Source organism: Pseudomonas sp. Pse1 (assembly GCF_024519635.1).
Taxonomy (GTDB): Bacteria; Pseudomonadota; Gammaproteobacteria; order Pseudomonadales; family Pseudomonadaceae; genus Aquipseudomonas.
On the sequence record NZ_JALJRO010000007.1, the window covers coordinates 1 to 12,678 of the forward strand.

Genomic DNA, 12,678 nt, shown 5'->3' on the forward strand with positions numbered 1-12,678 from the left:
ATATTTTTCCGGGGGCAACCGGTCATATGAGTTGGGCCGATGGCAATCAACAGATACCGGAACGTCTGGTTAAGCGTTGCCTGCATATCGTGGCCAGTCATGAACAGCGTCTGTGTTTTCCGCTGGAGTCGATTCGGCAGGAGAGTGGTGGGTATCCGGCAAATTCCACGGAAGTGATTTATCCGGGGGTGCATTCGGATCAGGGAGGGGGGTATCCGCCGGGGGATCAGGGTAAGGCGGTTGGCGACGACGACCGTCTGCTCCTTTCGCAAATTGCCCTGAATGACTTGTACGCCGACGCTTTTGCAAATGGTGCACCATTTAAAGTGCCGAAAGATTCTTTGCCGACTGAGATGCGCGATCAACTGTGGTCTGCAATGGAACCAGCCTTAGTGGAAGAGTTCGGTGTTTCCATTACTCTTGTGAAGCGCTTCAATATACGGGCCCAAAAACGCCAACACACCCAATCCGTCCCCATCCCCGACTACACCGGTCAAAAAGTCTGCGGCCTCACCGTGCACTTCCTGCCCTGCGACGAACTCCAGGTCACCACCTCCTGCCATGCCTACGGCAGTCCCGAATACCCGATCAAGACGCCGCTGCATTTGCCGCAGCCGCAGTCATGTCCTTCTAAAACATCTGCGAGATAGCGGGAGCAAACCCAATGAAACCGGTAATACGTCAAGGAGACACGCCGCAAGAGTCTGGCGGTGAAGTGCAGGATGGCCGCTGCTGTGCCTGGGGATCCATGCAAGCGCTCTGGATCCCCAGCCCTTGGGTGATCTCATGAATCACGCTCCAGATTTCGCGCCGTACCCCAGCGCCCAGGCACCCGCGTACGCCCGCTGGCTGGCAGTCGGAGCGGGCCTGCTGGTGATGTCGAGCAGTGCGAGTGTGCTGTTGCGGCCTTATGTTGAACCACTTCCTATGTTGGTCAGTGTGGCCGGTGCCATGTTGATGCTGATACTGGCCTTGCTGATACGCCTGCTGTTCTTTCGTTTCAATCAACATAACGCCGAGTGTTACGCCATGGCGGTAGCCCAGGAGCATGAATTCTGGTGGGAGCATCATCGGCAGAGCGCCGGTTTGGTCGAGGCGGTGTTGCTTGGAGCAGCCTGCACCACTGCGCAACACGGACTTCGGTTGTTCAGTTCGGAGCATCAGCCTCCGGTACCGGAGAAAACTCTTGAAGGACAGACTGTTCGTCTTCTGCAGGTGCATGGCAGTGACTTTGTTGAGCGTGAGCGCAACCTGGCGATCCTGCTTGCCTTGCAATGGCAAGCACAACGCGCGGAGCAACCATTGGTGCAACCCATAGGTTGTTATTGGCAAGGCTCGCAGTCGTCCTGGGAAGCCTTTGTCGAACAAATGGCGCGCTGTTTTCCGAAGATGCAACTGCCGGAAAAACCGCAGCCCTGGCTGGGCCTTCGCAGTTTGAATGCAGTCATCGACCAACTGCAGGTGGCGCCTGCGGGCGCCCGAATCCTCTGCGCCGGTTGCCAGTCCACAGTCGCGCAACCGGAGAGTCTGTCGCCAGCTGGAGAGGCTGCGGTGCTCTGGTTATTGGGTGCCGAAGAGGGCGTGCGCTTGTCTCGCGGTGAATGGTTCGAGGTGGACACCGAGCCCCTCCAAGTCGTCGCCGATCGGGCGTTGCAACAGAGCGAGCTGACAACGCCACCTGACGTCTGCCCATCGTTCATCCAGCCCCATGTAGCCGATCTTTCAATCAACGGCTGGAACACCTCGCAGCACGTGCAAGACGCCAACTTTGGAGCTCTGGAAAGTCTGCAGGCCATGGTCGTGCAGACGCTGGCGGCCTGGTATGTCGAACAGCACCAAGTGCCGTGCGCCTGGCTGGCGAACGATCCCTACTACACCCTTGCCCTTGGAGTGGTGAAACCCAATGACTCAATCAGTTGAAGCTTCGAAATTTTCGCCATTGGCAACGGTGCTATTACTGGCCGTGATCCTGGCAGTGTCGGTCGCCGTGGGATGCGCGGCCTGGTGGTTATGGAGCGGTGCACAGCCATTAAATGATGCGCAATTGCGCGAAATGGTACTCAAGGCTATTTCGCTGTGGGCGTTGTGTTTCGTGATAGCGATATTGATTTGGCATACATTTTTGAGCGGAGTCCGCAAGCTGGTGGGGGCGTCGCGGACAACCCCGCCGCCGGTGTTAAAGGCTACTGCGCAAACCAGTCTGTCAAAGATGATAGGCGAACTACGCTTCCAGCACGGCCCCCTCTGGCGCCGAAAAACCCGCCTGTACCTGGTCATCGGCGAGCCTGAACAAATCCAGGCCATCGCCCCGCACCTGTCCCAGGACCACTGGCTACACGGCGAACACAACGTCCTGCTCTGGGGCGGCAGCGTACAAGCGCCGCTTACTCCCTCGGTCACCGAACTGTGCCAACAACTCACCCGCTGGCGCGCCCTCGACGGCGTGATCTGGGCCCTGACACCCGCACAGAGCAAAGAACAACAAATCCTCAGTCATGGTGTGACACGTCTGGGTGAGCTGGCCACAAAACTGGGTTGGTCGTTGCCGCTGCATGTGTGGCAGGTGTGCGACAGTCAATGGCCGCAACCTATGCGTCCAACCCAGGCCGTCGGTTGCGCGCTGCCAGAAAAAACGACCGCGCAAGCCATTGACGATGCGTTGCAGACGTTGATCCAACCGCTGCGCCAGGAAGGCTGGGCAGAAGTGAACAAGGACTTCAAACACGATTTCCTGCTGCGCCTGTCGCGGGATCTGCAGGTCGAAGGCATCGCCCGTTGGCGCCAAGTCCTGGCACCGTTATTCGGCATGTACGCTCGCAGCCTGCCGTTGCGCGGTTTGTGGTTCAGTTTGCCTTTACCCGCTGGGGAAAAATCCAATAATCATCACTGGCCCCATGAGCCGGCCTGGGCCGGGGTGTTGAATGGGCGCAAGCAGCGGATTAAACGCCTCGGCTGGCCAGCGACGCAGGTCGCATATCGGTTGGTCTTGGGACTGGCCTTGGTCTGGGGCGTCGGCATGCTGCTGTCCTTCACCAGCAACCGCACGCAGATCGCCCATCTGCAGAACTCCCTCGCGACCCTGCAAACGGCGGAGCAGGGCGACCCACAGCTTCGGGCGTTTTCCGAGTTGACCCGCGAGCTCGACCGCCTGGATTACCGCGCCGCCCACGGCACGCCCTGGTATCAGCGTTTTGGCCTGAACCAGAACGACGCCTTGCTCGATGCCCTGTGGCCGCGTTACGTCGAGGCTAATCAGCGTCTGCTGCGCGATCCAGCGGCGGCCAATCTGAACGCCGCGCTGAACCGCCTGATCAAGCTGCCGGCTGACAGCCCATTACGCAGCAAACTCTCGGCCCAGGCCTACGATCAGCTCAAGGCTTATTTGATGCTGACGCGTCCGGACAAGGTCGACAGTGCCTTTCTCGCCAAGACCCTGAGCGAGACCGAAACCGAGCGCGACGGTATTTCACCGGGCCTCTGGCAAGCGCTCACCCCCGAGCTCTGGAAGTTCTACGCCGAGCAACTGCCGGCCCACCCGGACTGGCGCCTCGAGGCCGATCCGAAGTTGGTGGCCCAGGCCCGGCAAGTGCTGCTCAGCCAACTCGGTCAGCGCAACGCCGAGGCCAGCCTCTATGAAAAAGTCCTGGCTGATGCCGCCAATCAGGCCCCGGCTTTGCGTCTGGCGCAGATGGTCGGCGACACCGATGCCTCAGCGCTGTTTTCCAGCCGAGCGGAAGTGCCCGGGGTGTTCACCCGACAGGCCTGGGAAGGCGAGGTGCGTCAGGCCATCAACGCCATCGCCGAGCAGCGTCGCGAGGAAATCGACTGGGTGCTCAGCGACAGCTACCACGAAATCGCCGCCGACCTGACGCCCGAGCAACTGCGTCAACGTCTCACCGAGCGCTATTTTCAGGACTACGCCAACGCCTGGCTGAACTTCCTCAACGGCCTGCGCTGGCGAGAAGTGAAGAGCCTGGGCGAGGTGATCGATCAGTTGGCGCTGATGAGCGATGCGCGGCAGTCGCCGCTGATTGCGCTGATGAACACCTTGGCCTATCAGGGTCAGGCCGGTGCCCGTGGTCCGGCGTTCAGTGAATCGCTGGTCAAGTCGGCGCAAAAACTCATCAATCAGGACGCGGTGGCGGTCATCGATCAACAGCTACCCGGAGCGACCAGCCCGCTGGACCCAACCTTCGGCCCCTTGCTGGCCTTGATCGGCAAAGAGAGCGAAAACCCCGAGCGCCTGAGCCTCGCTGCCTTCCTCAACCGCGTTACCCGGGTTCGCCTGAAACTGCAGCAAGTCAGCAACGCGACCAATCCGCAAGAAATGACCCAAGCCCTGGCGCAAAGCGTGTTCCAAGGACAAAACGTCGACCTCACCGACACTCAATCTTACGGCAGCCTGCTGGCCGCCAGCCTCGGCGCCGAGTGGGACGGCATCGGCCAGACGCTGTTTGTGCAGCCGCTGGAACAAGCCTGGCAGCGGGTTTTGCAACCCTCGGCAGCGGGCCTCAACAGCCAGTGGCAACGCTCGATCGTCAATGAATGGCACAGCGCGTTCGCCGGTCGCTACCCCTTTGCCGCGACCACCAGCGATGCCTCGCTGCCGATGCTCGGGCAGATGATTCGCGCCGACTCCGGACGGCTGGAGCAATTTCTCCAGCAGCAACTCGGCGGCGTACTGCGCAAGGAAGGCCAGCGCTGGGTCGCCGACACTCGCCACAGCCAGGGCCTGCGTTTCAACCCGCAATTTCTCACGGCGATCAATCAACTCAGCCAACTCGCCGACGTACTCTTTACCGACGGCGGCCTGGGCTTGAGCTTCGAACTGCGGGGCAAAGGTGTGCGCGACATCGTCGACACCACCTTCATCCTCAACGGCGAAAAACATCACTACTTCAACCAGCGCGAACGCTGGCAACGCTTCACCTGGCCCGGCACCAGCAACCACCCCGGCAGCCGCCTGCTGTGGACCAGCGTCTACACCGGCGAACGCCTGTTCGCCGACTACGAAGGCACCTGGGGCCTGATCCGCCTGCTGGAACACGCACGCATCACCCCGCTGAACGACAGCGACAGCCAGATGCGCGTGCAAATCAAAGCCCCGGACAACCTGGAACTGACCTGGAATTTACGCACCGAACTGGGTACCGGGCCGCTGGAGTTGCTGAAACTACGCGGGTTTGAATTGCCGACTGAGGTGTTTCTACAAGAGGGAGCGAAGCCCAAACCGGTGGTGAGGAAAAAGAAGACCGGCTGAACGGCTCAATGCCCCACCAACTCCTCCAACAACCGCTCCTTATACCCCTGCAACACCCCACACCCCCGATCCCTTGGATGGGGCAAATCCACGCGGATCTCATGTTTGATCCGCCCCGGATGGGCATCCATGACGATCACCCGATCCCCCAGGTACAGCGCTTCTTCGATGTCGTGGGTGACCATGATCACGGTGCAGCGTTGTTGCACCCAGATGCGTTGCAGTTCGTGTTGCAGGCGTACGCGGGTGAGGGCGTCGAGGGCGCCGAGGGGTTCGTCGAGGAGCAGGACCTTGGGTTGATTGATCAACGCGCGGGCGATGGCGGCGCGTTGCGCCATGCCGCCGGAAAGTTGATGCGGGTAGGCGTTTTCGAAGCCTTCGAGGTTGACTAGGGCGATGTGCTCGCTGACCAGACGCTGTTTTTCTGCTGGCGACAGCGGATGGTTTTTCAGGGCCAGGGCGATGTTCTGGCTGAGGGTCATCCACGGGAAAAGGCGGTGGTCCTGGAACACGATGCCGCGTTCCAGACTGGTGCCGACCACGGGTTTGCCGTCCAGCAGTATTTCGCCCTGATAGTCGGCTTCGAGGCCGACCAGCAGCCGCAGTAGGGTGGATTTGCCGCAGCCGCTGGCGCCGAGGATGCTGACGAATTCGCCGGGGCGCACCTTGAGGTTGATGTCGTGTAGCACCGGCAGGGGCTGGCCTTCGATGCGGTAGCTTTTGTTCAGGCCGCGAATGTCCAGTGCGCCGCGTTGCAAGGCACTGCTGTGGGGGGCAAAGGTATGGGCTATGGCGTTCATTTCGGGACCTTTCAACGGGTGTTGCGCCAGCGCAGCAAGTGGCGACTGGCAAGGGTAAACAGCAGAGTCATCAGGTAGCCGGCGAGGCCGATGCACAGCACGCTGAGGACGATGATTTCCATGCGCGCGCCGGCCTCGGCGTTCATCATCAGGTTGCCCAGGCCGGCGCCGGAGGAGAGGAACAGTTCGCTGCCGATGGCGGTGACCCAGGCGAAGGCCAGGGCCTGAAGTACGCCGGTGGCGATGCTCGGCAGGGCGGCCGGCAGCAGTACGTGGCGCAGTTGTTGCCCGCGACTCAACACCAGCACCTGGCCGACTTCGCGATAGCGCCGCTCGACATGGCTGAAGCCTTGATAGGTGTTGATGACCATCGGGTAAAACGCCGCCAGAGTGACGATCAGCACCTTGGAAAACTCGCCATTGCCGAACCACATGGCAATCAACGGAATCCAGCCGAGCATCGGCACCTGGCGCACGGCATGGAACAGTGGGCCGATCAGGCGGTTGGCGACGCTCGACAGTGCCATCAACATCCCCAGGGCGACGCCGAGCACGATGCCCAGGACCAGGCCGCTGCTCGTGCGCATCAGGCTGGCCAGCAGGTTGACCAACAACTCGCCATTGCCCAGCAGTTCCAGCAGCGCCTGGCCGATGGTTGCCAGCGGCACAAAGGCATAGGCTCCGGCGGCGTCCTGGCGCGAGGCGTATTCCCATGCGCCGATCAACAGCAGCGGCAACAGCAGGCCGCGTAATTTTCCAAGTAGTTGCTTCATGTCCGGCTCCTAGCGGGTTTGCCAGCGAAACAGGTGCTGTTCGAGGCGGCGAAAGGCAAAGTCCAGGGCGAAGCCGATCACCCCGGTGACCACCACGCCGACCATCACCACGTCGATGCGCAGCATCTGCCGGCTCATTTCGATCATCTGCCCCAGGCCGCTGTCGGCCGCCAGCAACTCGGTGGCCACCAGCACCACCCAGGCGCGGGTCAGGCTGATGCGAAAACCGCTGATAATCGGCGGCGCGGCAGCGGGCAGGGCGATCTCGCGGACCAGGGTCGGCCAGCGCAGGCGATAGACGTCGGCGACTTCGAAGTAGCTGCGCGGGATCGCCTTGACCCCTTCGCTGGCGGCCAGGGCCACCGGGAAAAACGCGGTCTTGGCGACGATGATGATCTTGAAGGTTTCGTCGATGCCGAACAGCAGCACGAACATCGGGATCAAGGCGATGCTGGGGATCTGCCGCAGGGTATGGAACAGCGGTGCGCAGTAGGCCTCGACGGTTTTCGACAGGGCCAGCAGCACGCCGAAGGCCAGGCCGCTCAGCGAACCGATGGCGAAACCCAGGCCCAGGCGCGACAGGCTGTTGCCCAGGTGTTCGAGCAACTCGCCGCTGGCCAGCAGCGCCTCGAAGGTCTGCAGCACCTGCAGCGGTGGTACCAGCAGGTTGCGTGGAAAGATCGCCGCCTCGGCCACCACGGCCCACAGCAGGAGCAGGGCAAGGGGCGAGATCAGCCAGGTGAAGGTGTTGAACAGCGGATGGTTGCGCATGGCGGGCCTTGGTTCGGCGAAGTACCCAGGGGCTATCGCAAGAGCTGTGCCATGTGGCACATGCTGACGGCAATGATGTTCAATTGGGGCTTTTGTAGGAGCGAGCCTGCTCGCGAAAAGCGTCAACGATAACGCGGGCTTTCTGTCTGAACGCGGCGCCCTGAAGTTTTACGTCGGAACGCCGCCCGGAGCAGGCTCGCTCCTACAGTTGATGCTGCATCAGCAACCACTGCTGCCAGGGCAACACCCCGGCAGCAGTCGCGGTCAGAACTCGTAGCTGACGCTGGTGTAGTAGAACGCGCCCTGGGCGCCTTCCGGGCTGGTGATCGAATACTTCGGCACGCCATACAACTGCGCGCCTTCGGCTTCGTCGGGGTGGGTGTCGAACAGGTTGATCGCGCCGATCGAGACCTTCAACGCCTTGTCGAAGGTGTACGACAGGTCGAGGTCGGTGACCCATTGCGAGCTGTAAGTCTGGTCGAGATCCGGGTTGCTCGCGTTGCGGCTGGTCCATTCGCCGTAGCGGCGCTGGGAGACCGTCACCCCCCAGTTGTCGTACAGCCAGTTGGCGCTGAGCACCAGCTTGGTCTCCGGGGTGCCGTCCTCGATCAAGCCCTGGGTGGCACGGCCGACGATCTGATCACCGCGAATATTGCCGACATCGCGCAGTTGGGTGATCTCCGTGCGGTTCTTGGCGAAGCCGCTGCTCAGGTTGAGGCGCCCCCATTGCGCCAGGTCCAGTTGGTAGTTGCCGGTCAGCTCGATACCGTCGGTGCGGGTGTCGGCGACGTTGGTGTAGAACGCCGCGCTCTGGATGTTGGCGTAGGGCGTGCCGGCGAAGATCGGCGCGACCACCGAGGCCGGCAGTTGGTCGGAGAGGGTGATGCGGTTGTCGATGTTGATCCGGTACGCATCGACGGTCACCGAGGCGTTGGCCAGCGGCCGCCAGACCAGACCCAGAGAGTAGTTGGTCGACTCCTCGGGCTTCAGCGACTTGCCGCCGAGCAATGCCGCTTCCGGGCTGTTGGCGCGCAGGGTGCGTTGCTGTACTTCGACGAAGTTGCCGCTGCCCGGTGGCTGCTCGACTACCTGCACACTGAACGACGACAACCCGCTCTGCACCAGCGACGGCGCGCGATAGCCGGTGCTGGCAGTGGCCCGCGCGGCGATTTGCGGGGTGAAGTCGTAGCGCAGCGACAGCTTGCCGTTGGTGGTGTCGCCGAAGTCCGAGTAGTGCTCGCTGCGCAGCGCCACGCCGGCCTGGAATTTCTCGGTGACTTGGCCTTCGACGTCGACATAGGCGCCGAACACCCGGCGATCCAGGGAGGCGGCGTCGACCTGGGTGATCCCCGAGTAGTAACCAGGAATCCGCCGCCCACTGAGTGGATCGACAGTATTGAACAGCGGACCGTTTTGCCAGCCCGCCGCTTCGCCGGCGCTCAGCTCGTAGTTTTCCTGGCGCCAGGCCAGGCCGGCGGACAGGGTCAGCGGCTTGAACAGCAGGTCGGTGGGGAAGTCACGCACCCAGTCCAGGGTCAGGTTGGTCTGGTCGGCGTCGCGGCGGCCGGTGTAGATGTTCTGCGGGCTGCCGGCGCCCCAGCTCGGGTTGATCGCGTTGCGGTCGTCGGAGTCGAGGCGGTTGTCGCCGTAGTTCAGCGCCAGGTCGAATTTGCCCAGTTGCTCGTCTTCCAGGCGCAGGCCACCGGTGGCCGCGTAGTCTTCGAGGGAGTAGCGGGTCACCGGCAAGCGGCCATCGGGGAAGCGCGCCAGGGCATTGCTGCCGTAGTTGCTGCGCAGGGTCGTCGGTGGATCGAAGAAGCCTTCGGCGTCGGTGTTTTTGTGCGAATAGGTGGCGAAACCGTAGGCGGTCAGGCCTTCGCCGATGCCGATTTCGCTGTTGGCCACCAGGTTGTACTGGTCCGAGACATTGCCCGAGCCCCAGCGCCAGGTGCGGTAGCGGTTGTTCTGCTCCTTGGGCGTGTTGATGCTGGTGGAGCCGGGGTAGAAGATCCGATTGTCCGGGTTGGTGTCGCTGGCCGGGTCCTGGTTGCCGGCGTCGAAACTCAGGGTCAGGAAGCCGTCGTTGGGCAGGGTGAAACCTTTCCAGCCGCCGAGCTTGCGCTGCAGGCCGTCGCCCTTGTCGTAGCCGCCGAAGCGATAGCCGACGTTGCCGCCGTCGTCTTTTTCCTTGAGCACGATGTTGATCACCCCGGCGATGGCGTCGGAGCCGTACTGGGCGGCGGCGCCGTCGCGCAGGATTTCCACGCGCTGGATCGCGCTCAAGGGAATCAGGCTGAGGTCGACCGCCGCCGCGCCGCGGCCATTGACCAGGCCCTGGCGGGTGACGTTGGCACTGGTGTGGCGGCGCTTGCCGTTGACCAGCACCAGCACCTGGTCGGAGGCCAGGCCGCGCAGCGAAGCGCCCTGGGCGATGGAACCAGAGAACGCGCCTTGCGGCGATTGCGGGTAACTGAAGGACGGCGACAGCGCCGTCAGCGCGGTGGACAGGTCGCTGGCGCCGGTGTCCAGCAATTGCTCGCTGGACAGCACGTCCACCGGGGCCGCGCTTTGCAGGGCGGTGAGGTCGCTGCGGCGGGTGCCGAGCACGACCACGGTGTCGAGGGCATCTCCAGTGGCCCCGGCGGGGGCTGGCTGGGTGTCGGCGGCATAAATCGGCAGCGCAAGGCTGCCGATGACCAGCGCGACGGCGCTGGCCAGGGGAGTGTGGTGGAACATGAGCGGATTCCTTTCGGGTGCAGGCAAGGGCAAGGGCAAGGGCAAGGGATCAGAAGCGGCTGGTCACGCTGAGGCCGACGGTGCGCGGGTCGCCGTAGGTGATCACGTATTGGCCGAGGGTGCCGTTGGGCCGGCCGTGGACCTGGTAGCGGCGGTCGGTGACGTTGTTGACGAAGCCGGTGACGCTCAGTTGCTCATCCGGGCTGAACCAGGTCAGGCGGGTGTTGGCCAGGGTGTAGTGGGGCTGGCTCATGGTCTTGTCGACACTGCTCTGGCGGTCGGCGAGGAAGTATTCCTTGTCGCGGAAGGTCACGTCGCCACCGGCCACCAGCTTGCCGCCGATCTCCAGCGGGAAGGTGTAGTCGCCGCCCAGTGCGACCACATTGCGCGGCGAGCGCACGAAGCTGTTGCCGCTGTAGTCGCCGGTCACCGCGCCGGTGTTGGGGTTGGTGTTCTTGAAGTCGGTGTACTCGGTGTCGAGGAACGAGATCGCCGCGCGCAGGTGCAGGTAGTCGGTCGGCTGGCCTTCGAGTTCCAGCTCGGCGCCCTGGACCTTGCCCGAGGCACCGTTGGTCAAGGCGGTGGTCAGCACGCCGTTGTTGACCGTCAGTAGGTTCACCTGAATGTCCGAATAGTCGTAGTAGAAAATGTTCGCGTTGGCGGTCAGGCGGCGATCGAACCACTCCGACTTGAGGCCGATTTCATAGGCGTCGAGTTTCTCCGGATCGACTGTGGTCAGTTGCGCCAGGCTGGTGGACAGGCCGGTGTTGAAGCCGCCGGAGCGGAAGCCGTGGGCGTAACGGAAGAACACCCGCAGGTTGTCGTTGATCCGGTATTCCGGGGTCACGTCATAGGTCCAGGCTTCCCAGGTGTTGGCTTCCTGGCGATTACCGTTGGTGCCGACGCCGGGCAGCGGCACCAGTGGGCCGTTGGCGCTGGTGCGGGTTTGTTGCAGCAGGTCGAGGTCGATCTCCTTGCGTTCCTGGGTGTAGCGCAGGCCGCCGGTGACGGTGAAGTTGTCGGTGAAGTCGTAGGTCAGGTTGCCGAACAGCGCGTAGCTGTCGGTCTTGTGGTCGTAGTCGAGGTTGCGCACATCGGTCGCGCCGATCTGGTTCGAGCCGCTGCCGTTGGGCGTCGGGCCGGGAGTGATGAAACGCGAGGCGGCGCTGTCGAGGGTTTCGTGGAAGTAGTGGGCGCCGGCCAGCCAGCGCAGGGTTTCCTGCTGCGGCGAGGCCAGGCGAAACTCCTGGGAGTACTGGCTGTACTTGTTGTCGGCCTTGGCCGCGCCGTTGACTTCGTAGGGGGTGAAGTCGGCATCACTGGTGGACTGGCCGCGAATGTAGTCGTAGGCGCTGATCGAGGTCAGGGTGTAGTCGCCCAGGTTCCAGTTGAAGGTCAGCGAGGTGCCGTCGTGGTCGAGCTTGGCATCTTCCTTGACGTTGAGTTCGATGTCGCGCCCGTTCGGCCGTTGGTAGCCGACGTTGTAGTAGCGGCCCACCGGCAGCGAGCCGTTGCTGCCGTCGCCATTGTGCTGGCGGGCGTGGATTTTCAGCAGCGCTTCGAGATCGGGGTTGAGCTGGGCGAGGAACTGCACGCGCACGGCTTTCTTGTTGACGTCGCCGTAGGTGTGGCCATCGGTGAGGTTATCGGCAAAGCCGTCACGCTCCTCGGAATACAGCGCCACCCGTGCGGCCAGGCGTTCGTCCACCAGTACGCCCCCCAGCGCGCCGCTGACGATGCGTTCGTCCTTGCTGCCGACACCGACGGTGCCGTAGCCATTGGTAGGGGCATCGAGGCTCGGTTTATTGGAGATGATGTTCACTGCGCCAGCGGTGGTGTTCTTGCCGTACAGCGTGCCTTGCGGGCCGCGCAGGATCTCGATGCGTTCCAGGTCATACAGCGGGCCGCCGCCGGCGATCGGTGCGTTGAGGTAGACGTCATCGGAATAGATACCCACCGGGTAGACGGTGGCGGCGCCGGTATCGCCGGTGCCGAGGCCACGAATGTACCAGCGCGGTCGACCGTCGCCGTCCGGGTTTTTCGCCGAGGCGTTGGGCACGAAGGTGGTGATGTCACCCATGGCGCGCACGCCGTCGGTGGTGAGGTTAGTGCCCTGGATCGCCGACACCGCCACCGGAATTTCCTGCAGGGTTTCTTCGCGGTGCTGCGCGGTGACGGTGACGGTTTTCAGCGCGGGTTCGGTGCTGCTCGGCGACGCCTGGTTATCGGTGGTGTCGGCCGCCAGTGCGACCTCGCTGGCGGTGCCCCCTGCCAGCAGCAAAGCGAGCCAGATGCCCTTGGTGATTGGATTCAGTGTGTGCATGGTTTTACTCCCCCG

General features: G+C 62.9%; 8 protein-coding genes. 3 read left to right on the top strand and 5 right to left on the bottom strand.

Going from position 1 to position 12,678, the window contains the following annotated elements:
- Window positions 1–2: 2 nt before the first annotated feature.
- From NR126_RS12320 to NR126_RS12330, 3 genes are all read left to right on the top strand, one after another.
- Window positions 3–650: a DUF3304 domain-containing protein gene (locus NR126_RS12320; RefSeq protein WP_372826356.1), complete on the top strand. Its 648-nt coding sequence runs from the start codon at window positions 3–5 to the stop codon at window positions 648–650.
- Window positions 651–786: 136 nt separating this feature from the next.
- Window positions 787–1,920 carry a hypothetical protein gene (locus NR126_RS12325; RefSeq protein WP_256830315.1) on the top strand — a complete coding sequence of 378 codons (1,134 nt, stop codon included), beginning with the start codon at window positions 787–789 and terminating at the stop codon, window positions 1,918–1,920.
- On the top strand, window positions 1,904–5,260 hold the full coding sequence (locus tag NR126_RS12330) for an ImcF-related family protein (protein ID WP_256830316.1): 3,357 nt from the start codon (window positions 1,904–1,906) through the stop codon (window positions 5,258–5,260). The genes NR126_RS12325 and NR126_RS12330 overlap by 17 nt, the downstream gene beginning before the upstream one ends.
- A gap of 5 nt (window positions 5,261–5,265) precedes the next feature.
- Here the strand turns inward: NR126_RS12330 and NR126_RS12335 are convergent, their stop codons facing one another.
- From NR126_RS12335 to NR126_RS12355, 5 genes are all read right to left on the bottom strand, one after another.
- Window positions 5,266–6,060 (bottom strand): ABC transporter ATP-binding protein, encoded by a 795-nt coding sequence (locus tag NR126_RS12335; protein WP_027616566.1) that lies wholly within the window; start codon window positions 6,058–6,060, stop codon window positions 5,266–5,268.
- 11 nt (window positions 6,061–6,071) lie between these two features.
- A complete protein-coding gene (locus tag NR126_RS12340; protein WP_027616266.1) occupies window positions 6,072–6,833 on the bottom strand; it encodes an ABC transporter permease in 762 nt (253 codons plus the stop codon).
- 9 nt (window positions 6,834–6,842) lie between these two features.
- Window positions 6,843–7,604, bottom strand: coding sequence for an ABC transporter permease (locus NR126_RS12345; protein WP_256830317.1), 762 nt, complete (start codon window positions 7,602–7,604; stop codon window positions 6,843–6,845).
- 264 nt (window positions 7,605–7,868) lie between these two features.
- Window positions 7,869–10,340: a TonB-dependent siderophore receptor gene (locus NR126_RS12350; RefSeq protein WP_256830318.1), complete on the bottom strand. Its 2,472-nt coding sequence runs from the start codon at window positions 10,338–10,340 to the stop codon at window positions 7,869–7,871.
- A gap of 49 nt (window positions 10,341–10,389) precedes the next feature.
- On the bottom strand, window positions 10,390–12,663 hold the full coding sequence (locus NR126_RS12355) for a TonB-dependent receptor (protein WP_027616269.1): 2,274 nt from the start codon (window positions 12,661–12,663) through the stop codon (window positions 10,390–10,392).
- Between the last annotated feature and the right edge of the window lie 15 nt (window positions 12,664–12,678).